This window comes from Pseudolabrys taiwanensis (assembly GCF_003367395.1).
GTDB lineage: Bacteria > Pseudomonadota > Alphaproteobacteria > Rhizobiales > Xanthobacteraceae > Pseudolabrys > Pseudolabrys taiwanensis.
Genome location: NZ_CP031417.1, coordinates 1,217,859 through 1,239,352, shown reverse-complemented (window position 1 = coordinate 1,239,352; position 21,494 = coordinate 1,217,859). Strand labels below are relative to the sequence as shown.

General features: G+C 63.9%; 20 protein-coding genes. 8 read left to right on the top strand and 12 right to left on the bottom strand.

The genetic code is table 11. The features are described from left to right. Positions 1 to 53 precede the first annotated feature (53 nt). Complete coding sequence (locus DW352_RS05910) at positions 54 to 326, bottom strand: hypothetical protein (protein ID WP_162826809.1); 273 nt, start codon at positions 324 to 326, stop codon at positions 54 to 56. Between the two features lie 309 nt (positions 327 to 635). Between DW352_RS05910 and DW352_RS05905 the strand changes: the two genes are divergently transcribed. Further along, positions 636 to 1,121: a pyridoxamine 5'-phosphate oxidase family protein gene (locus DW352_RS05905; RefSeq protein ID WP_115689407.1), complete on the top strand. Its 486-nt coding sequence runs from the start codon at positions 636 to 638 to the stop codon at positions 1,119 to 1,121. Between the two features lie 22 nt (positions 1,122 to 1,143). Here DW352_RS05905 and DW352_RS05900 read toward each other — a convergent pair whose 3' ends face one another. After that, complete coding sequence (locus DW352_RS05900; RefSeq protein ID WP_115689405.1) at positions 1,144 to 1,656, bottom strand: hypothetical protein; 513 nt, start codon at positions 1,654 to 1,656, stop codon at positions 1,144 to 1,146. Between the two features lie 817 nt (positions 1,657 to 2,473). On the opposite strand from DW352_RS05900, the gene DW352_RS05895 reads away from it, so the two are divergent. Then, positions 2,474 to 3,241 (top strand): AAA family ATPase, encoded by a 768-nt coding sequence (locus DW352_RS05895; protein ID WP_115689403.1) that lies wholly within the window; start codon positions 2,474 to 2,476, stop codon positions 3,239 to 3,241. A gap of 480 nt (positions 3,242 to 3,721) precedes the next feature. Continuing rightward, positions 3,722 to 4,264: a hypothetical protein gene (locus DW352_RS26715; RefSeq protein WP_162826808.1), complete on the top strand. Its 543-nt coding sequence runs from the start codon at positions 3,722 to 3,724 to the stop codon at positions 4,262 to 4,264. Positions 4,265 to 4,329: 65 nt separating this feature from the next. Here DW352_RS26715 and DW352_RS26710 read toward each other — a convergent pair whose 3' ends face one another. Genes DW352_RS26710 through uvrA form a run of 3 tightly spaced genes read right to left on the bottom strand, consistent with a single transcriptional unit; the run spans position 4,330 to position 7,972 of the window. After that, entirely contained in the window at positions 4,330 to 4,704 is a 375-nt protein-coding gene (locus DW352_RS26710) for a hypothetical protein (RefSeq protein ID WP_162826807.1), read from the bottom strand. Then, positions 4,704 to 4,970, bottom strand: coding sequence for a DUF1883 domain-containing protein (locus DW352_RS27615; protein WP_115689399.1), 267 nt, complete (start codon positions 4,968 to 4,970; stop codon positions 4,704 to 4,706). The genes DW352_RS26710 and DW352_RS27615 overlap by 1 nt, the downstream gene beginning before the upstream one ends. Positions 4,971 to 5,014: 44 nt before the next feature. Beyond that, positions 5,015 to 7,972 (bottom strand): excinuclease ABC subunit UvrA, encoded by a 2,958-nt coding sequence (gene uvrA / locus DW352_RS05880; protein ID WP_115689397.1) that lies wholly within the window; start codon positions 7,970 to 7,972, stop codon positions 5,015 to 5,017. Between the two features lie 448 nt (positions 7,973 to 8,420). On the opposite strand from uvrA, the gene DW352_RS05875 reads away from it, so the two are divergent. Continuing rightward, positions 8,421 to 10,919, top strand: coding sequence for an autotransporter family protein (locus DW352_RS05875; RefSeq protein ID WP_245434335.1), 2,499 nt, complete (start codon positions 8,421 to 8,423; stop codon positions 10,917 to 10,919). Positions 10,920 to 11,019: 100 nt separating this feature from the next. On the opposite strand, the gene DW352_RS05870 is transcribed toward DW352_RS05875, so the two are convergent. Beyond that, positions 11,020 to 11,685: an outer membrane protein gene (locus DW352_RS05870; RefSeq protein WP_115689393.1), complete on the bottom strand. Its 666-nt coding sequence runs from the start codon at positions 11,683 to 11,685 to the stop codon at positions 11,020 to 11,022. A 349-nt stretch (positions 11,686 to 12,034) separates the two neighbouring features. Further along, on the bottom strand, positions 12,035 to 12,856 hold the full coding sequence (locus DW352_RS05865) for an alpha/beta fold hydrolase (RefSeq protein WP_115689391.1): 822 nt from the start codon (positions 12,854 to 12,856) through the stop codon (positions 12,035 to 12,037). 313 nt (positions 12,857 to 13,169) lie between these two features. Between DW352_RS05865 and DW352_RS05860 the strand changes: the two genes are divergently transcribed. After that, complete coding sequence (locus DW352_RS05860; protein ID WP_115689389.1) at positions 13,170 to 13,631, top strand: MarR family winged helix-turn-helix transcriptional regulator; 462 nt, start codon at positions 13,170 to 13,172, stop codon at positions 13,629 to 13,631. A gap of 41 nt (positions 13,632 to 13,672) precedes the next feature. Here DW352_RS05860 and DW352_RS05855 read toward each other — a convergent pair whose 3' ends face one another. Beyond that, positions 13,673 to 14,566 carry a LysR family transcriptional regulator gene (locus tag DW352_RS05855; RefSeq protein ID WP_115689387.1) on the bottom strand — a complete coding sequence of 298 codons (894 nt, stop codon included), beginning with the start codon at positions 14,564 to 14,566 and terminating at the stop codon, positions 13,673 to 13,675. Between the two features lie 105 nt (positions 14,567 to 14,671). Between DW352_RS05855 and DW352_RS05850 the strand changes: the two genes are divergently transcribed. From DW352_RS05850 to feoB, 3 genes are all read left to right on the top strand, one after another. Beyond that, the gene (locus DW352_RS05850) at positions 14,672 to 15,541 is read left to right on the top strand and encodes an SDR family oxidoreductase (protein WP_115689385.1); all 870 of its coding nucleotides are present in this window, start codon (positions 14,672 to 14,674) and stop codon (positions 15,539 to 15,541) included. A gap of 157 nt (positions 15,542 to 15,698) precedes the next feature. Further along, entirely contained in the window at positions 15,699 to 15,983 is a 285-nt protein-coding gene (locus DW352_RS05845; RefSeq protein WP_115689383.1) for a FeoA family protein, read from the top strand. Between the two features lie 11 nt (positions 15,984 to 15,994). Then, complete coding sequence (feoB, locus tag DW352_RS05840; RefSeq protein WP_115689381.1) at positions 15,995 to 17,884, top strand: ferrous iron transporter B; 1,890 nt, start codon at positions 15,995 to 15,997, stop codon at positions 17,882 to 17,884. Positions 17,885 to 17,926: 42 nt separating this feature from the next. On the opposite strand, the gene DW352_RS05835 is transcribed toward feoB, so the two are convergent. Genes DW352_RS05835 through DW352_RS05820 form a run of 4 tightly spaced genes read right to left on the bottom strand, consistent with a single transcriptional unit; the run spans position 17,927 to position 21,474 of the window. Beyond that, positions 17,927 to 18,718, bottom strand: coding sequence for a cysteine hydrolase family protein (locus DW352_RS05835; RefSeq protein ID WP_115689379.1), 792 nt, complete (start codon positions 18,716 to 18,718; stop codon positions 17,927 to 17,929). Positions 18,719 to 18,737: 19 nt separating this feature from the next. Then, positions 18,738 to 19,502, bottom strand: coding sequence for an isochorismatase family protein (locus DW352_RS05830; RefSeq protein WP_115689377.1), 765 nt, complete (start codon positions 19,500 to 19,502; stop codon positions 18,738 to 18,740). A gap of 40 nt (positions 19,503 to 19,542) precedes the next feature. After that, entirely contained in the window at positions 19,543 to 20,553 is a 1,011-nt protein-coding gene (locus tag DW352_RS05825; RefSeq protein ID WP_115689375.1) for an ABC transporter substrate-binding protein, read from the bottom strand. Between the two features lie 51 nt (positions 20,554 to 20,604). Further along, a complete protein-coding gene (locus DW352_RS05820; RefSeq protein WP_115689372.1) occupies positions 20,605 to 21,474 on the bottom strand; it encodes an ABC transporter permease in 870 nt (289 codons plus the stop codon). Positions 21,475 to 21,494: the final 20 nt, after the last annotated feature.

Sequence of the window (21,494 nt, the reverse complement as noted above, 5' to 3'; positions counted from 1 at the left end):
TGTCGTGGCGAGGGCGGCAGCGGTTCATGGGCTCGGCGGCAGTGGCGGCAGCCTCAGACCGGGCGCGACGGCGCGTCCGACAGCGGCGAGCGCTCGGCGACAAGGCGCTTGCGCAGCTTGCCGCTGACGCGCGGCGCGACCAGCCAGCACAACGGCGCGGTGATGAGCGCGCTGCCGATCATGCTGAACAGCATCCAATAGCCGGCGTGGACGTTGAGCGTCGGCGACAACATCACGACATAGACGACGACGGTGAACACCGCGACGTTGAGCGTCGTGAAGAACAGCATCGCGACCTGGGCACGAATTCCGATTCCGCTCTGCATCGGCAGCCTTCCGTTTCTTCCCCTCGAGGCGGGCAGGGTCCCGCTCTTGTCTCGTTCGACACGGTGTTGCGAATGATGAGCGAAACAAGTTCCCAAACGCAACCAAATTGCGCCGCCGATACCGCCGAAAAGTTGCTGCGATGCACAGTCGTTGCGACCGCAACCGTTTGTGCGGTGAGCGTGCAGCAAACGGCCGACGCGGCGGGGTAGGGGCGGTGCGGCACAGCGGCCCGCACGGCGCGGCCGGCGCGTGGAACGCGGGGCGCGCCATCGCCGTTGGCCCTGCGAACCACGGGAGACACAGAGACAATGCCGACCCAAGCAGAAATCCAGGCGCGCTTCTGGAGCGCGTTGAAATCCGACATGACGATGATGATCGGCCTCGACGGCGTCGAGGACGGCCACGCCCGGCCGATGACGGCGCAGCTCGACGGCGAGCGCAGTCCGATCTGGTTCTTCACCACCAAGGACAATGCGCTGGTGCAGAACCTCGCGCGCGGCAACCGCGCCATCGCGACCTTTGCCTCCAAGGGCCACGACATCTTCGCCACCGTGCATGGCACGCTGCGCGTCGACACCGATCGCGCCACCATCGACAGGCTGTGGAACCGCTATGTCGCCGCGTGGTTCGAGGGCGGCAAGGACGACCCCAAGCTGGCGCTGCTGCGGCTCGACGCCGAGCGCGCCGAGATCTGGGTGGACGCCTCGAGCCTGGTGGCCGGCATCAAGATGTTGTTCGGCGCCGACCCGAAGGAAGACGTCAAGGACAAGGTGGCCGAGGTGGCGCTGCGCTGACGCGCGGCGCCACGGCGGGCGCTTACGAGTCCGTGCCATGCGCCGCGCGCGCCTGGTGCGGACGCGGCTTCGCTGGCGCGACCGACCACGGCAAGGGCGTCAGGCCGAAGCGCCGACGCCAGGCGATCAGCGCATCGATGGCGCGGCGCTGTTCGCCGCGCAGCTTGAGCGGATCCTCGCCAGCGACGTGCGCATCGAGACAGAGGCGCATGCCGGCGATCGCGTCGTCCGGCACGCGGTCCATGGTGAAGCGATAGCAGGCGACATGGCGGCCGCGGCAGCGACACGCGCGCAGGCACGCGGCGTTGTCGCAGAACAGCCACAGCGCATAGTGATCGGACAGCCAGCGCCGCGCGGCGCACACGTCAGGATCGTCCGAGAAGGGCACCGTCACCGGCGGCGGCGGCGCATTGAGCTTGCGCTCGAGCTGGTCGATGGCTGTGCGGGTGACGCGCACGAGCCCGTCGTAGAGTTCATCGAGCGCGGCGTTGGTTTTGGCATTGGCCATGGCGGCCGGTTTCGTCGTGGTGGTCATGGCGGGCGTGCTCCATCGTTCTCGCGGCGCGTTCGCGCCCGAGCTTTGCTGCGGTGGCCCTCGCCGAAACAGGCGGCGAGGGGAGTAGACCCCCGCGAAAACGCGAGGGGGACGGCGCGCCGAGAGGGCGCGACGTAGTCGTTCGGCGCGCGGTCATCGCGGACAAGCTTGCGCAGTCCGCGCAAGCAAGCCGTCGACCGCGCGGCGCCTTTCGGCGCGCCGTCCGGCGACTTGTCGGCGTCGGGCCGCGCTTTCAACGGAGGCCTCGCAAAGTCCCGAGGCACTCGGTGTCAGCCGGCTCCCGGCAGGGGGTCTTAGTGCCCCCGGCAAAGCAGTTTGCGTTTGCGCAAACTGCGTAAACTTGTTTGCGCTTGCCCGACGCCGCCCGAGCGCGTGGCTAGCGAGGCCACGCCCGCGGGCGCCGGCCCGGACCCCACGAGCCGGCGCAACCGGTTCGCGTCCCTCATGGGACCGAGCGGAGAGGATTTTAAGTTAAGCTAGGAAGATGGGGATAAATAATTTTTCGGAAGATCAAGCGGCTGAAAGCGCGGGGGAATTTGCGGGAAAGTGTGCGCGGGGGCGCGCATGTGCGAGCTGCGCGGGCCAGCCACGCAGCGCGAGTTCGCTCCGCCTCATCCTGAGGAGCCCGCCGAAGCGTCAGCGAGGGCGGGCGTCTCGAAGGATGGGCGGCCTCATGCATCGAGACGCGCTGCTTCGCAGCGCTCCTCAGCATGAGGGGCTGAGTTCATACCGACCCCGATTTCGCTGCGCTCCATCCGGGCTACAATCGCGCTGTTGACTCGCAAAGGACATCGTCGTGGCGTGGAAGGCTCGCACCGTCAAACTGCCGGCGCCGTATCTCAAGCGCGTCTGGCTCGAACCCGAGCGGGTGAGCGAGAAGGAGGCCTATCCGTTCTGCCTGCCGTTCCTGCGCGACGGCTTCGAGCTCGATTTCGATCATGCCATCACCATCATCGTCGGCGAGAACGGCACCGGCAAATCGACGCTGCTCGAAGGCATTGCCGCGCTCGCCGGATACGATGAGGCGGGCGGCGGCAAGGGCTATCGGCCGATCGACCATTCGCAGGCGCTGGAGAAGATGGGCGGCGCGTTGTCGAAGGCGCTGCGCGCAAGCTGGCTGCCGAAGATCACCAATGGCTGGTTCTTCCGCGCCGAGAGCTTCTTCACCGTGGCGCGCTATCTCGACGAAGCGGCGCGCGAGCCGTTGAGCGGCCCGCCTCCCGACTTCCTGTCGCACTCGCACGGCGAAGGCTTCCTGCGCTTCTTTCAGGAGCGCTGCCAACGCCAGGGCATCTTCATCTTCGACGAGCCGGAATCGGCGTTGTCGCCGTCACGGCAGATCGAGTTCTTGAAGCTGCTGCGCGCGATGGAGCGCTCGGGCATCTGCCAGGTGATCATGGCGACGCATGCGCCGCTGCTGATGGCTTATCCGAAGGCGCGGCTTTTGGAATTGACGCCCGCCGGCCTCGCGCCGGTCCGCGTGCGGGACACGGAGCATTTCCGGACGCTGCGGGAGTTCTGGCGCGATCCGGATGGGTTTGTGGAGGAGGTTTTGGGGGAGTAAGTGGAAAAGCCGATGGGGCCAGCCAAGCCTCCAATTTGCCCTATGGGCTTGTGGGCAACCTGCCGCCTCACTTCGTTTGATGTCGTCGGGTAAAGAAAAGTTGTGTAAGATTCTCTGGCAACCTTGAGGAGGTCTGCCTTGACCAAGCTTTTGGGTGCGCCCGAAAACCTTCATGAGTGAAGGATAACCACGGCTCCCGGGACGAAAACCTAGATGGGTAGGTAGGAGCACTCTCAAAACGTGGGACTCAAAGAAGCTCATCCCGCTAAAGGGATACTTAGATGGCCTGAGGCCAGGATAATGGTCGGACGCCCATCAGACGGTTATTATCCACGGAGCCCGGTCACCATGCCGGGCTCCTGCATTTATGGACATTAGAGCGGGTTAGCAGGACGCGTAATAAAGGCTTGCCATCCAATATACGAATTAATGGCATTTCAGAAGCTGGGGGCATGTCAAATGCGGGTTGTAACGACATGGATGTATTTCGACACTTCTGAAGTAAAGGGAGAGCGATCATTCCACCGCCCGCGCGGTCGAGGAGAAGAGCCTGAGCCAGGAATCGGAGTGGCATGGTTTGGCGGCGACACGACAACGCTTGGAGAAATCAACAATCTAAAAATCTTCCGGCATCTACCAGGGTCGCGCGGCGAGCAGCCGCTTACAGAAGATTTTTTTCGGGACTGCCTGGATCTTTTTTTAATGGACGCAGAAGAGTTCGAATTTTCCCGACCTGAGCGTTCGCTCAAAAATTCTGAGATCGTCGATTACCTTCTTGCGCAGCCTATCGTTATCGAGCGCTCGCCACCTATCCACCTTACCCTTAAGGGACTGCTCAATTCCACTAACCTCCCAGTCTGGATCGGCACGTACATGGGCTGGAGTGTCGCGCCAGAGCATTCCGTTCTTCTATTCGTTACGGTGCCCGGCGGTGTTATTGTTGTGGGCTCCGCCGCCGCAATAGCTGATGCTCTCGGTGCAGGTCTCAGCAAGTCCATGAAGCGGTTATTTCGAAGTCGATAATGCTGTCAAAGGAGAGACCCACCGAATTCAAGACGAGCGACAGAAGGCAAACTCACTAACCCGCTTTAGCGCCCGTCGATCTCAACTGTTGGAACGCCTTCCGGCGGCATTCGTCTTCGAATTTGTTCGAATATGAGCGCGGTCGAATGTCGATGCCAAGCCCAAAGGGCCAAAAGGACGAGACCAATAATAAAACCTAAAACTGCTACGACGACAAAAACAATAAATGTTCTCGAAGATTGAATTTCGGTTGTTAGGAGCGTGACTAGGAAACTTATTGCGATTGAAAGCAGAAAAATTGCAAAGTTTAGAAAGAGCGATTCTGGCGAACCCCGTTCCAATATTTGTAGCTCGGTTTCGGATATTTCATAGATATCTAAACGCTCAATCCGGCCTCGTCGCACAGCGGGCAAAAAACCAGATTGATCTTGACTTGCCATTAAGCGGCTCGGTGCGTCTGAACTGAGGCACTTACTGAGCCTGCGTAGCCTCCTAAATCTATAACGAGATGCCAATGGCCAGGCCGTGGCGGCGCAAGCCGCACTGGTGATCGCTTTGCTAATCCACCGAAATAACTATGGCGAAGCCCGCGTTTGTAATTCGAGAAATTGGTGTCATCCAAGAGAAGGACATTCGCTTGCTTGTCCAATGTAACTTCAACAACTTCGCCCGATCCCAAATTCAAGTCATAATGTAAGAAGTTCATGGCGACCTCACATTAGGAGTCGTGGTTGCAGAAATTATACGACACTACTCCGCTGCTTCCATCCCCTTCTTCCGCTTCCCCACGATTTTTCGCTCCAGCACCGGCTTCAAGAACTGTCCGGTATAGCTGCGCTTCGCCTTGACGATGTCCTCGGGCGTGCCGGCCGCGACGATCTCGCCGCCGCCGTCGCCGCCTTCGGGCCCGAGGTCGATCACCCAGTCGGCGGTCTTGATCACTTCGAGATTGTGCTCGATCACCACCACGGTGTTGCCCTGGTCGGTGAGCTCGTGCAGCACCTCAAGCAGCTTCGCCACGTCGTGAAAGTGAAGACCGGTCGTCGGCTCGTCGAGAATGTACAACGTGCGGCCGGTCGCGCGCTTTGACAGCTCCTTGGCGAGCTTGACGCGCTGCGCCTCGCCGCCGGAGAGCGTCGTCGCCTGCTGGCCGACATGGATGTAGTCGAGGCCGACGCGGTGCAGCAGCGCCAGCACGTCGCGCACGCGCGGCACCGCCTTGAAGAACTCGAGCGCTTCTTCCACCGTCATGTCGAGCACGTCGGCGATCGACTTGCCCTTGAACAGGACGTCGAGCGTCTCGCGGTTGTAGCGCTTGCCCTTGCAGACGTCGCAGGTGACGTAGACGTCGGGCAGGAAGTGCATCTCGATCTTGATGACGCCGTCGCCCTGGCAGGCCTCGCAGCGGCCGCCCTTGACGTTGAAGGAGAAGCGCCCGGGCTCGTAGCCGCGCGCCTTGGCTTCGGGCAGCGCCGCGAACCATTCGCGGATCGGCGTGAAGGCGCCGGTATAGGTCGCGGGGTTCGAGCGCGGCGTGCGGCCGATCGGCGACTGGTCGATGTCGATGATCTTGTCGATGTGCTCGAGGCCCTCGATCTTGTCGTGCGGGGCGGGGGCGAGCGAGGCGCCGTTGAGCTTGCGCGCGACCGAATTGTAGAGCGTGTCGATCAGCAGCGTCGACTTGCCGCCGCCGGAGACGCCGGTGACGGTCGTGAACAGGCCGAGCGGGATCTCGGCGGTGACGTTCTTGAGGTTGTTGCCGCGGGCGTTGACGACCTTGATCATGCGGCGCGGATCGGGCTTGCGCCGGTCGGGCACCGGCACGCCGAGCTCGCCGGAGAGATATTTGCCGGTCCATGATTTCGGCGCGGCGATGAGGTCCGGCACCTTGCCGGCGGCGATGACGTGGCCGCCATGGATGCCGGCGCCGGGGCCGATGTCGAGCACGTAATCGGCCTCGCGGATCGCGTCCTCGTCGTGCTCGACGACGATGACGGTGTTGCCGAGGTCGCGCAGGCGCTTGAGGGTTTCGAGCAGCATGGCGTTGTCGCGCTGGTGCAGGCCGATCGACGGCTCGTCGAGCACATACAGAACGCCGGTGAGGCCGGAGCCGATCTGCGAGGCGAGGCGAATGCGCTGGCTCTCGCCGCCGGACAAGGTGCCGGAGGCGCGGGCGAGGGTGAGATAATCGAGGCCGACGTCGACCAGGAATTTCAGGCGGTCGCGGATCTCCTTGAGGATGCGCGTCGCGATTTCCATCTGCTTGGCGGTCAGCGTCTTCGGCAGTTCGCCGACCCATTCGCCCGCCTTGCGGATCGACAGGTCCGAGATCTCGGCGATGTTCTTGCCGGCGATCTTGACGCACAACGCCTCGGGCTTGAGGCGCGCGCCGTGGCACATCTTGCACGGCACGTCGGTGAAGTACTTCTGCAGCTCCTCGCGCGCCCACTCGCTCTCGGTTTCCTTGAAGCGGCGTTCGAGATTGGTGATGACGCCCTCGAACGGCTTCTTGGTGGTGTAGCCGCGCATGCCGTCGTCGTAGACGAACTTGATCTCGTCGTCGCCCGAACCGTAGAGGATCGCCTCCTGCGTCTTCTTGCCGAGGTCCTTCCACTTGGTGTCGAGCGTGAACTTGTAGTGCTTGCCGAGCGCTTCCAAGGTCTGCGTGTAATAAGGCGACGACGACTTCGACCACGGCGCGATGGCGCCTTTGCCGACCTTGGCGTCCTTGTCGGGAATGACGAGGTCGGCGTCGATGTGCTGCTCGAGGCCGAGGCCGCCGCATTCCGGGCAGGCGCCGAACGGGTTGTTGAACGAGAACAGCCGCGGCTCGATCTCCGGAATGGTGAAGCCGGAAACGGGGCAGGCGAACTTCTCGGAGAAGATCAGCCGCTCGGCATTGGCGTTGCGGCCGCGGTTGGCGGCCGCGCCGCTCGCCTTGGAGTCGGCAAGCTCGACCACGGCGAGGCCGTCGGCGAGCTTGAGGCACTGCTCGAGCGAATCCGCGAGCCGCGCGCCGATATCGCCGCGCACGACCAGGCGGTCCACCACCACGTCGATGTCGTGGGTGAACTTCTTGTCGAGCGGCTTCACCTCCTGAATTTCATGGAAGGCGCCGTCGATCTTCACGCGCTGATAGCCCTTGCGCATGAACTCGGCGAGTTCCTTCTTGTACTCGCCCTTGCGGCCGCGCACGACCGGCGCCAGCACATAGATGCGCGTGCCTTCCGGCAAAGCGAGCACGCGGTCGACCATCTGCGACACGGTCTGGCTTTCGATCGGCAGGCCGGTCGCCGGCGAGTAGGGCGTGCCGACGCGCGCCCACAACAGGCGCATGTAGTCGTAGATCTCGGTGACGGTGCCGACGGTCGAGCGCGGATTCTTCGACGTCGTCTTCTGCTCGATGGAGATGGCGGGCGACAGGCCGTCGATCTGGTCGACGTCCGGCTTCTGCATCATCTCGAGGAACTGCCGCGCGTAGGCCGACAGCGACTCGACGTAACGGCGCTGGCCCTCGGCATAGATGGTGTCGAAGGCGAGCGACGACTTGCCGGAACCCGACAGGCCGGTGAACACCACCAGCTGATCGCGCGGGATCGTCACATCGACGTTCTTGAGATTGTGCTCCCGGGCGCCGCGGATGGTGATGGCGCGGGCGTCGCGGGCGGCTTTCGCCGCTTTGGCGTTCTTGTCGAACAGGTCGTTCATGAAGACGTCAGTCGCTGTAAGGGGTTGAGCCGGCGGAGCAAAAGGCCGCCGCCCGGCAATGGCCGGCGCGGCAAAGGCGATCAGTCTGAGAGCGGAACATAGGAAGAACCGTGACGCTTCGCCAGCCCGCCATGCGCGCTATTTCGGTGCTGGGGACAAGTGGGGAATCGCGCCGCAACACCGTGCCGCCGGCAGCGACGGAACCGGTGAGTTCCACGCACGGAAATAGTGAAAATTCGCGGTAATCCCGTAAGGTGTTAGTGCACCAGGATCGATAGGCTGTTGGTGCAGTCGTTGGGAATAGATTGGAATGGGAATGCCGGAAGCCGGGTCGCCTGCCGCAAGCACCGTCGACATCCCTCAACAATCGAAAGTCCGCACACGACGATCTCCCCCTGCGCCAATCATCGTCGACCGCCAACGCCTTCTAACGAGCGCTTCGATCGCGGTGCTCACGGCGCTCTCCGCCGGGTCGGCGTCGGCGCAAGCGTGGAACGGCAATACCAGCAGCGACTGGACCAACGGCGCCAACTGGTCAGGCGGCACGGTGCCGACCAGCCCGACCGCGGTGACCGTCGACTCGGTCAATCCGGCAGTGCTCGGCATCGGCGGCGCCGCAAGCGGTTCGACCGGCAATCTATACGTCGGCGAGACATCGGCCGGCAGTCTCACCATTCAGAACGGCAGCACGCTTACGAGCCTTGGAAGCTTCCGCATCGGTGGCGGCGGCGGCACCGGCACGGTGACGGTGACCGGCGCCGGATCGCAATGGACGGCCACCGGCCTCGCGCTCAGCATCGGCGGCACCGGACGGGGAATCCTGAACGTCGAGGACGGCGCTACCGTCACCGCCAGCGGCGGCATGTCGCTCGGCAACACCGGCGGCGTCGGCACGCTCAACGTCAGCAATGCCACGATCGCATCGCAGAGCCTGAGCGTGGGCGCGGGCTCCCAAGTCAACTTCGACAACGCCACCTACCGCGCGACACGTAGCAGCGGCGTGTGGATCGGCACCGGCCCCGGCACGCTCAACATCGCGGCGGGCGGGCTGACGCTCGACAGCGTCGGCTTCACGGTGTCCGCCTTGCGCGAACTCAGCGGCGTCGGCGCATTGACCAAGACAGGGACCGGCATCCTCAACCTGACGACAAGCAACTCCTATACGGGCCGGACTGTGATCGATCAGGGCACGCTGGCGCTGCGCGCCAACAGCTCGATCGCGGCCTCGAGCGGCGTGACCGCCAACGGCACTTTCGATATTTCACCGCTGACGGCAGCCGGCACCGACATTCAGAGCCTGAGCGGCAGCGGCGTCGTCACCATGGGCGCCAAGAATCTGACGATCACCAACGCCAACGATACGTTCGCCGGCACATTCAACGGCACCGGCGTGCTGACGATCGCCGGCGGCAAGGAGATCCTGAGCGGTGATAATTCGGCGTTTGGCGGATCGACGCTCGTTCAGGGCGGCACGCTGGCGATCAACGGCATTCTCGGCGGCCCGATGAGCGTGCTGTCCGGCGGCCGGCTGCAAGGCATCGGCACGGTCGGCGATACGACCAATGCCGGCGTCATCGCGCCGGGCAACTCGATCGGCACGCTGACCATCGCCGGCAACTACACCGGCAATGGCGGCACGCTGCAGATCGAGTCGGTCCTTGGCGGCGATGCGTCGCCGACCGACAAGCTGGTCGTCACCGGCAACACGGCGGGCAGCACGTTTGTACGTGTGACGAACGTAGGCGGCACGGGTGCGCAGACCACCGAAGGCATCAAGATCGTCGATGTCGGCGGCGCCTCGAACGGCACCTTTGCGCTTCAGGGTGACTACGTGATCCAAGGCCAGCAGGCCGTGGTCGGTGGCGCCTATGCTTATACGCTGCAGAAGAACGGCGTCTCGACGCCGGCCGATGGCGATTGGTATCTGCGCTCGAGCCTGGTCAATCCGCCAGCCGCTGCGCCGGCCGGTCCGCTCTATCAGCCTGGCGTGCCGCTCTATGAATCCTACGGCCAGATCCTGCTCGGCATGAACGGCCTGTCGACCTTTCGCCAGCGCATCGGCGACCGCTACAGCGGTGCGGGCGATGTTGCCGCGCCGACGCGCGTCCAGGCGCCATCGCCGGTGTGGGCGCGTGTCGAAGGCCAGCACACCAAGATGACGCCGTCGAACACGACGGGCTCGAGCTACACCGCAGATCAGATGAAGCTGCAAAGCGGTTTCGACGGCCTCGCCTTTGCCAACCGCTTCGGCCAACTGATCTTCGGCATCTCGGCGCACTACACGACGCTGACGTCCGACATCAAGTCGTTCTACGGCAACGGCAAGATCAACGTCGAAGGCGCCGGCATCGGCGGCTCGCTGACCTGGTTCGGCGACAACGGCTTCTATGTCGACGGTCAGTCGCAGGTGACCTGGTACAAGTCCGATCTGTCATCCGATCTCGCCGGCACCGTGGCGGGCAACAAGTGGGGCTACGGCTACGCGGTCGGCGCCGAAGGTGGCCGGCGCGTGCCGATCGGCGGCGCCTTCTCGCTGACGCCGCAGGCGCAACTGACCTATTCGTCGGTCAACTTCGACGGCTTCAACGATCGATTCGGCGCGCATGTGTCGAATGACCGTGCCAGGAGCTTGTTGGGGCGCGCCGGTCTGTCGCTCGATCATCAACGCGTCGGGCAGGGCGGCGACGGCCGAACGACGCGCTCGGACATCTACGGCATCGCCAATCTCTATTATGAGTTCCTGAACGGCGCGGTCGTGGATGTCGCGGGCACGAAGTTCGCCAGCGCCACGGATCGCTTGTGGGGCGGTGTCGGCGTCGGTGGCAATTATCGCTGGGCGGGCGACAAGTACGCCGTCTATGGCGAAGTGTCGTTCAACACCAGCCTCGCCAATGCGGGCGACAACTACGCGTACAAGGGCACGGTCGGCTTCCGCGCCAAGTGGTGAGCGGCGCGCCGCCAACGGAACCGCAAACGAACAACGGAACCGCAAAAGAAAAAGGCCGGCGCGAGGCCGGCCTTTCCCACATTACGAAAGTGGCTTCGGCTTAGAAGCGATAGTTCAGGCCGAGGCGGGCGACGTTGTAGTGATAGTCGCCGGTCGAGACGTTGACGCCACCGAAGTTGAGGTCGACGCTCTTGGCGTTGACGTACAGGTACTCGGCCTTGACGCTCCACGGACCCGCGAAGGCCCATTCCACGCCGCCGCCGACGGTCCAACCCGAACCCCACTTATCGGACGAGATCGAGCCGCCCGGGCCGGTGAGCGAAACCTTGGTGTCGCTGTAAGCGAAACCGCCGGTGCCGTACACCATGAAGCGATCCCAGGCGTAGCCGAGGCGGGCGCGCACGGTGCCGAAGGCCGGAACCTTCGCGTCGCCGGTGATGCCGCCGCCGAGGTCGGCGCTGTTCTTGATCGAGGTGCCCTGGATATCGGCTTCGAGGCCGAGCACGAACGGGCTGCCAGCAGCCTGCCAGTTGTAACCGATCTGGCCGCCGCCGACGACGCCGCTGGCCTTGCCGAAGTTCGAGTTGGCATCGGACCAGCCGCCGCCGAGGTTCACGCCGACATAGAGGCCGGTCCAGTTGTAGAGCGGCGCATACATCGGAGCCTTGGCAGGCATCGCCTCACGACGCGGGAGGTCGGCCGCGGAAGCGGCGGTGGCGAAGCCCAGCACGGCGACAGCGGCGCCAAGTGCAGTGAAAGAACGCATGGAAATTCTCCGGAAGTTCAGACAAGGACGGTTCGTCTCGAACCGTCGCGGTGCCACACTAATACGCAAGTCCCGACAAAATGCTGTAGCTTTTCGGTCACTCACGTCATCCGAATTGATTTGGATTTGAGTTACTTAATGAGTCCTTTACAGCGGGCGCGCGATGGAACTTTGGAACTTGTCATTTGTGAGTTCCGCCAAAAATTTCTTTAGACATCCACAACTGTTTTCATTGCGAGTGGCCGTGCGATTCTGCGAGCGAACACGAAATCGTGTTTGAGCCGTTATCGCCGTCGGACGCATCGATAGAAACGCGGAGGCGCTTGCAACGCCTCCGCGTCGGCTTCGATCAAGCCTTGATGAACTTGAGGACGTCGGCGTTGAACTTGTCGGGGTCGACCTGGGCGAGGCCGTGCGGCGCGCCCTCGTAGATCTTCAGCTCCGCGCCCTTGACGATCTTCGCGCTCTTCTCGGCTGACGCCGCGATCGGCACGATCTGGTCGTCGCTGCCGTGGATGACGAGCGTCGGCTTGTCGATCTTCTTGAGGTCCTCGGTGTAGTCGACTTCCGAGAACTCGTGGACGCAGTCGTATTCGCCCTTGATGCTGCCGGCCATGCCCATCAGCCAGAAGCTCTCACGCAGACCTTCGCTGATCTTCGCGCCCGGACGGTTGAAGCCGTAGAAGGGCATCGTCAGGTCTTTGAAGAACTGCGAGCGGTTGGTCGCCGTGCCCTTGCGGATCGAGTCGAAGACCTCGAGCGGCGTGCCTTCGGGGTTGTTCGCGGTCTTGAGCATCAGCGGCGGGACAGCGCCGACGAGCACGACCTTGGCAACGCGGCTGGTGCCGTGGCGGCCGATGTAGTGGACGACTTCACCACCACCGGTCGAATGGCCGATCAGCACGACATTTTTCAGCTCGAGCTTCTCGATCAGTTCGGCGAGATCGTCCGCGTACTGATCCATGTTGTTGCCGTTCCACGGCTGATCCGACGCGCCGTGACCGCGGCGGTCGTGAGCGATGACGCGATAGCCGTTCTGACCGAAGAACAGCATCTGCGCGTCCCACGCGTCGCCGGCCAAAGGCCAACCGTGCGAGAACAGGATCGGCTGGCCTTTGCCCCAGTCTTTGTAAGCGATCTTGGTTCCGTCCTTGGTGGTGATCGAAGTCATCAGAGGTGCTCCATGGTTGGTCTGCGGGTGGGAGGTCGGTGCGGCGTCGACCGTTGCCGGTAGGGCGAGCGAGGCAGCGAGTGCGCTGCCGGCAACGAGGGCGTCGCGGCGGGTCAGGGAGGTGCGAGCTTGCGGGTCCTGGGCCATACGGCGCTCCTTCAGGGCGGAAGTGCCCGACGATTAGATCGCAGGCGATCTAATCGTGCACGATATAAAAGGCGATGCCCCGGCCGAGTCAAGCGCTTGCGATTTAAGCGTGCGCGATTTATATTTTCGTCATAAAACGGGAAACGCGAAGGTGTGGAGGATAGGTATGGCGGTTCGGTCTAAAGCGAAGCCGCAGGATCATCTCGATCTCGATGAATTCCTATGCTTTTCGATCTATTCGGTCGGTCACGCCTTCAATCAGTTCTACCGGCCGGTGCTCGACAAACTCGGCCTGACCTATCCGCAATATCTGACGATGGTTGCGCTGTGGTCGAAGGACGAACAGACGGTCAAGGAGATCGGGCAGTCGCTGTTTCTCGAGTCGAACACGCTGACGCCGATGCTGAAGCGGCTCGAGGCGCTCGGCTACGTCAAGCGGGCGCGCGACACCGAGGACGAACGGCAGGTGCGCATCTGCCTGACCAAGGAGGGGCGGGCGCTGCGTGCCAAGGCGGCCGCAATCCCCGAATGCGTGCTCGATGCGCTGGGCGCCTCGCCGGAGCAGCTCGGCCGGCTGCAGAAGGAATTGTCGGTCATTCGCGACCGGCTGCTGGCGAAGGCGTCGTAAGGCGTCGCGCGCCACGCCGCTCGCATGGCCTGCGAGATACCTTACGCGTCGATATAGGCCGCGAGTTCGTCCGGATGGCCTTTGGGAAAGGCCGCCTTCAAATGGTCCAGGAAGGCTGAGACGCGCGCGTTCAGCAGCCGCCGCGACGGATAGAGCGTCCACAGCGCGATCTCCGGTCCTTCGACATCGCCCCAATGCACCAGCGTGCCCGCGGCAAGATCGCGACCGACCAACGAGATCGGAAGTCGCGCGGCGCCGACGCCCGCGCGCGCGGCATCGCGGACCATGACCAGCGATGACAGGCGAAGGACGGGATCGACGGCGATACGCAGTCGTCCCGCCGGCGACACGATATCCCAGCTTGCACTGCGATCGCCGGTTCCGCGCACGACAGCCGGAACAGTTTGATTGTCCGTTGGCCGCGTCAGGGCGGGGCTCGCGACGACGACGAGCCGATCGCGCAGGAAGATGCGGCCGACCAGGCTTTGGTCGGGCGCCGGATTAACGCGAATGGCCAGATCGTAGCCTTCTTCGATCAGGTCGACCGCCCGGTCCTCGGTCGTGATCTCGAGCCGCACCTCGGGATATTTCAGCGCGAAGGCGGCAGCGAGTTTGCCCATCGCTGTCTGCGAGAACAGCAGAGGCGCGCTGATGCGCAAGGTGCCGCGGGGTTTGTCGCCGCCGGAGGCGATCGCGGCGGCCGTCTCGTCGAGCTCGGTCAGCAGTGCCGCCGTCCGCGCAAATAGGGCGCGGCCTTCCTCGGTAAGCTTCAGCGCGCGGGCGCCGCGCTCGAACAGCCGCAGGTCGAGTGCGGCCTCCAGCTCCGCCACCCGTCGGGACAGGGTCGCTTTGGGGCGGCCGGCGGCGCGGGCCGCGCTTCCGAACCCGCCGTGCCGCGCGACGAGATTGAAATCGGCGAGAGCCAGGAGATCCATAGTGTTCCACTAGTGAGACGGTCTGTCCAAATATACCGTCTATCGGACCGAATTTGGATCGGCAATTTACGGGATGTCTTTTGACCCCAACCCCGGAGTGATCCCATGACCATCCTCGTTACCGGCGCCACCGGCCGTGTCGGCCGCAAAGTCGTCCAGCAACTCGTCACGCGCGGCGCCGCCGTACGCGTCCTCGTCCGCGATCCGGCGAAGGCCGACTTTCCGGCCGGCGTTGAAATCGCGACAGGCGAGCTGCTCGACATCGACGCGCTGCGGGCCGCCTTCGCCGGCGTGAAGACGCTGTTTTTGCTCAATGCGGTGGCGGGCGATGAATTCACCCAGGCCCTCGTCGCCCTGAACGTCGCTCGCGAGGCGGGCATCGAGCGCGTCGTCTATCTCTCCGTGATCCACGCCGATCGCTTCGTGAATGTGCCGCATTTCGCGGTGAAGTCGGGCGCCGAGCGGATGATCGAGCAGATGGGCTTCAGCGCCACGATCCTGCGTCCGACCTACTTCATCGACAACGAACTCATGATCAAAGACGTCATCGTCAATCACGGCGTCTATCCGATGCCGATCGGCAGCAAAGGCGTGGCCATGGTCGATGCCCGTGACATCGCCGAGGTCGCCGCGCTCGAACTGATCCGCCGCGACCAGGCGCCGGCCAAGCTGCCGCTCGAGACGATCAATCTGGTCGGGCCGGACACTCTGACGGGTCCGGCGGTGGCCGCCGTTTGGACCGCTGTCCTGGGCCGTGCGGTCGTCTATGGCGGTGACGATCCCGGCGCGTTCGAGCAGAATCTGGCGACCTTCATGCCAAAGTGGATGGCCTATGAGATGCGCCTGATGGCCGAGCGGTATGTGAGTGACGGCATGATCCCGGAGCCGGGCGACGTTGAGCGTCTGACGAAGATGCTGGGCCGGCCGCTGCATTCCTATCGCAACTTCGCGGCCGAGGTCGCCGCCTCGGCCTAAGGCCCGCGCGACGCTCACCATTTGGACCGGCGGCCAGCCTACTCGCTCGCCGCTGGTCTCTTTATAATCATTCTAAGTTATTGATTTATTTGTATTTACTTGACGGCGCGGGGGCGCAGACGCAAATAAAGACATCGTTTCGCGAAAGATCAGACCGATGTCCTGCAACGGTGACCACGCCACGCCGTCCGAAATCTTTCTGCTGGGCCAGGCGCCACGCGGGTTTCGCGGCCATATCGAAGCGATCGTGGTGACCGACAATGCGTCGGGCCTGGCGGTGGACGAACTCGAGCGCCGTCTGATCGAGCTTGGCTTCACCGAAGGCGCGCATATCGAAATCCTGCATGAGGGCGCCATCGGACGCGACCCCATTGCCGTGCGCGTCAACAACGCCACCGTGGCGCTGCGCCGCCGTGAAGCGATGGCGATCCGGGTAGTGTGATCGGATAAAACATGACTGCTGTCGTTGCCGGTACGGGCATTCGACGTTTCGCCCTCATCGGAACGCCGAACAGCGGGAAGACCGCTCTCTTCAACGCACTGACGGGCAGCCGGCAGAAGGTTGCCAATTATCCCGGCGTCACGGTCGAGCGTAAGACCGGCGCGCTGACGACGCCGTCGGGCCGCAGCGTCAACATCGTCGATCTGCCCGGCACCTATTCGTTGCGCGCCCGCTCGCCCGACGAAGAAGTGACGCGCGACGTCGTGCTCGGCCGCTTCAAGGCGGAAGAGGCGCCCGACCTGCTGCTCTGCGTCGCCGACGCCACCAATCTGCGCCTGTCGCTGCGCCTGATCCTCGAGCTCAAGCGGGTGGGGCGGCCGCTGCTGCTCGTGCTCAACATGATCGACATCGCCAAACGGCGCGGCGTCGAGATCGACACCGACCTGTTGTCGCGCGAGCTCGGCGTGCCGGTGGTCACCGCGGCCGCGGTGCGGCGCGGCGGCACCGAGGATCTGTTGTCGCGGCTCGATGCTATCGCCTCGCTCGAAGGCCTGCAGCCGTCGTCCGACCCGAACTGGCATGCGCCGACCACCGGCGACCTGCGGGCCGGCCAGCGCGAGGCCGACCGCATCATCAAGCTCGCGGTGAAGCATCCGGCCAAGCCGGACACGCTGACGACGCGGCTCGATGCCGTGCTGCTGCATCCGGTGTTCGGGCTGATCTTCCTGCTGGTGCTGCTGTTCGTGATGTTCCAGGCGGTGTTCACCTGGGCCCAGCCGCTGATGGATCTGATCGAAGCCGGCTTCGATGGATTGGGCGGCTTGGTGCAGGCTTACGTGCCCGACGGCCTGCTGCAGAGCTTCCTCAAGGACGGCGTCATATCGGGCGTCGGCAGCGTTCTCGTCTTTCTGCCGCAGATCCTGATCCTGTTCCTGTTCATCCTGCTCTTGGAAGATCTCGGCTACATGGCGCGGGCCGCGTTCCTCATGGACCGCATCATGGGCGGCGCCGGCCTGCACGGCCGCGCTTTCATCCCGCTGCTGTCGAGCTTTGCCTGCGCCATTCCGGGCATCATGGCGACGCGCGTCATCGACAATCCGCGCGACCGGCTGACCACCATCCTGGTGGCGCCGCTGATGACCTGTTCGGCGCGCATTCCGGTCTACACGCTGATCATCGCTGCCTTCATTCCGAACAAGCCGGTGCTCGGCTTCTTCGGCCTGCAGGGCCTCGTCATGTTCGGGCTTTACGCGGCGGGCATCGTCAGCGCGCTCGCCGTGTCGGCGATCGCCAAGTTCGTGTTCTGGCGCGACGATCCGACGCCGCCCTTCATGCTCGAGCTGCCCGACTACAAGCTGCCGCGGCCGCGCAGCGTGGTGATGGGCCTGTATATGCGCGCCAAGATGTTCCTGACGCGCGCCGGCACCACGATCTTCTCGATGATGGTGCTGATCTGGTTCCTGGCCTCGTTCCCGCGGCCGCCGGCCGGCGCGACCGATCCGGCCATCGACTACAGTCTGGCGTCCATCATTGGCCATGCGATCGAGCCGCTGCTCGCGCCGATCGGCTTCAACTGGCAGATTGCCGTGGCGCTGATCCCCGGCATGGCGGCGCGTGAAGTCGCGGTCGCCGCGCTCGGCACCGTCTATTCGATCGAAGGCGGCAAGGAAGCCGCCGAGCAGATCGGGCAGGCGCTGGCGAACAAGTGGACGTTGGCGACGGCGCTGGCGATGCTCGCCTGGTACGTGTTCGCGCCGCAATGCGCCTCGACCCTGGCGGTGATCAAGCGCGAGACCGCGAGCTGGAAGTGGATGTGGGTCACCTTCTTCTACATGCTCGCGCTCGCCTATCTCGCGGCCTTCGCCACCTATCACGTGGCGGTCGCGTTCGGAGCGGGCTGAGGCGGCGCGCATCCGCGCCGCCCCGATGTTTGCCGCCGATCCTTACGCGCCGGAGACCAGACGCAGGTTCGGACCGTCCGACTGCTTGCCGGCGGCCGGCAGGTTGGGGAACAGGTCGTCCGGCTGCGCCTTGATGTGCGCGACGATATCCGCTGCCGGCACCACGTCGGCGTACTTGGCGTGCATGTCGCACAAGTTGATGGCGTGGCTCGCCTGCGAACGATCGAAGCAGCCGTCCTCGGCCACGGCGACGCGGTAGTTCAGGCTGAAGGCGTCGAGCACCGTGGCGCGCACGCAGCCCGACGTCGTCGTGCCGGTGACGATGACGCTGTCGCAGCCGAGCAGGGTCAGGTAGCTCGCGAGGTTGCTGCCGAAGAAGCCCGACGGCTTCTGCTTGAGCACCACGAGATCCTGCTGCGCCGGCGCGATGGCGGAGACGATCGCGTTGGCATCGAGGTTCTGCTGCGGGCGCGGCGCGGATTCGGCGGTCCGGTTGTTCTTCCACGACCAACTGCCGGCATCCCAGTTGTCGGCGCGCACGACGCCGGTCGTGAAGATCACCGGCATCTTGCGGTCGTGGAAGACGTCGATCAGGTCCCGGATCTTGGCGATCGCGTCCCAGCTTTCTTCACCGCAGGAATTGGCCCAGCGCTTGATCGACTCCAGGATCGGCTCCGGTCTGTCGCCGGCGAAGCCATAGCTGACGTCGATCACGAGAAGCGCCGGACGCTTGCCGTAGCCGGCGTGCGTGCCGTAGCCCGAGGCGGCGAAGACCTTCTTGTCGCGCTCGGTGAGGAAGGCGTCCCAGATGCGGGGCTTTGAAGTGTCCGTCATGGCGATTTCCTTAAGTCGTTTAACCGTTGGCGGCGGTCGCGAGCCGCGGCGCCGTGCCCTTGGGCAGGTCGTACATGTCCGACGGCAAGATCTCGAAGAACGATAGCACCTCGGCCGTCTTCACGACATCGGCGTATTTGGCGTTCATGTCGCAGAGATTGATCGCGTGGCTGGCCTGCGAGCGGTCGAAGCAGCCTTCCTCGGCCACCGCGATGCGGTAGTTCAGGCTGAAGGCGTCGAGCACCGTGGCGCGCACGCAGCCCGACGTCGTCGTGCCGGTGACGATGACGCTGTCGCAGCCGAGCAGCGTCAGGTAGCTCGCCATGTTGGTGCCGAAGAAGCCGGACGGCTTCTGCTTGTAGATGACGATGTCCTGCGGCGCCGGCGCGATCTCGTCGACGATCTGGTTGCCGTCGAGATTGCTCATCGGCACCTGCGGCCGCTCGCTCGAGCGCTTGTTCTTCCAGCTCCACGAGCCGGAGTCCCAGTTGTCCTCGCGGCGCACGCCGGTCGTGTAGATGACCGGAATGCCTTTGCCGTGCGCCTTGTCGATGAGCGACTTGATCGATGCCACCGCCGGCCAGCTTTCCTCGCCGCAGGAATTGCGCCAGCGCTTGATCGATTCCAGGATCGGCTCGGGTTTGTCGCCGCAAAAGGCGTAGTTCACGTCGATCACGAGCAGCGCCGGACGTTTGCCGAAGCCGCCCCGCGTGCCGTAACCGGACGCCTCGAAGACGGCCTTGTCGCGTTCGGTGAGAAACTGGTTCCAGATCGGCTCCGACATCACGGCATCTCCCTTCCAACGTTGACTTCCAATTTCCGCATTACTTGTTCGCCTGCTTCATCGCCTTGACGAACTGCATATCGATGATGTCGTCGAAGGCGACATCCTGCTTGAGCAGGCCGGCGTTGCGCACGACACTCTGCGCGGTCGTCCAGGCTTCGGGCTCGACCATGCCGTCCTTGCTCCAGATGCTGTCGGCGAAGGACCGGTTGAGCGTCGCCCTGAGATCCTCGGCCGCCATCGTCGGGAACTCCTGCTTGGCGATCGCCACCGCTTCGTCGTGGTGCGCGTAGGTGAACGCGAGCCCCTTGATCACATTCTTGACGAAGGCCGCGACGACCTTCGGCTCATTCTGAATCGAATCCAGCCGCACGTTCAACGTCGAATATGCGTAGGGCCCGAGTTCCTTCGGGACGTTGTAGATCGGCTCTTCCCAGATGCCCTCGACCACGCCGCGCGTCAGCATCGGCTCGGTGGTGACGCCGATCTCGCCGGCGCCGGCTTTCACCGCGGCGACTTCCGCGCCATTGGCCATTTCCTTCAAGGTCACGTCCTTGCCCGGCGTGAGGTTCCATTTCGCCAGCAGAAAGCGGGTGATCGAATTCGGCGTACCGCCAAAGAAGCTGACGGCGATCGTCTTGCCCTTGATGAAATCGGCGAGCGACTGGCCGCTCGCCGGCTGCAAGCCCTTCTTGGCGACGAGATAGACATTGCCGCGATCGACGACATTGACCACGGCGCGCAGCTCGGCGCCCTTGAGCTTGGCGAAGGCATCATGCTCGGGGCCGCCGATGAAGGCGAAAGCCTGCTTGCTGAGCACGGCGTTGGTGTGCGCGGCTCCGCCTTGCAGGGTTGCGACTTTCACGTCGAGGCCGTCTTCCTTGAAGAAGCCTTTGCGGATGGCGACGTAAAGCGGCAGATAGCCGGTGCTGTGTACCGGCTCCGCGACGAGCAGACTCGTCTGGGCGTGAGCCGGCGCGGCGACGGTCGCGATGGCGGAGGCGGCGCCGGCCACGAGACCGAGAAGACGCTGGCGGAGTGTGATCTGCATCTGAGGGTTTCTCCTGTTGTCGTCACGAACGATACGCAAGAACCGGAGACCTCAGCGGTCGACACCCTTGCGAAGCACTTTCTCGATCCAGCCGACGATGACGTACATGACCATCGACAGCGTCGCGAGCACGAGCACGGCGACCCAGACGAGCGAAATCTCGTAGGTCGAGCCTGCGTAGAGAATGGTGCGGCCGAGGCCGTGCTCGGAAGCGACGAACTCGCCGACGATCGAGCCGGTCAAAGCGAGCCCGATGTTGACGCGCAGGATCGAAATGATCCAAGGCACGCACGAGGGAACGACAAGCTTGCTGAAGACCTGCCAGCGGCTGGCGCCGATCGAGTAGAACAGGCGCTCCTGATCCTTGTCGACCGCGCGCACGCCGGCATAGGCCGTCAGCGTCGACACCACGATCGTCAGCGCGATGGCGATCGCCACCTTTGAGCCGATCCCCATGCCGAAGACCAGGACGATCAGCGGCGCCAGCGCCAGCTTCGGGATGGATTCGAGGCAGACCACGTAAGGCTGCATGACGCGCGCGTAGTTCGGCGACCACCAGAACGACATGCCGAGCAGGGCGCCCGCGACCGTGCCCAATACGAAGCCGATCAGCGTCGACTCGAAGGTGTAAACGATATCGGTGAACGCGTTGCCTTCGGTGAAGAAGACGACCAGCGTCGACCAGATGGTGCTTGGCTGCGACCAGAAGAACGGATCGATCACTTTGAGGTCGGCGGCAACTTCCCACAGGGCGAGCAGCGCGACGAAAATGCCGAACTGCGCTGCCGCGATCACCGCCGGCGGCCAATTCTTTTGCACCGGCAATCTGCGCACGACCCGGCGCTGGCGTGTCGGCGTTGCGGGCATCGCGCGGTCGCGCGTGGCATTCATGACGGTGTCGGTGAGGGCCTTGGTGTTCATCGTCCCGCTATACTCCGCGT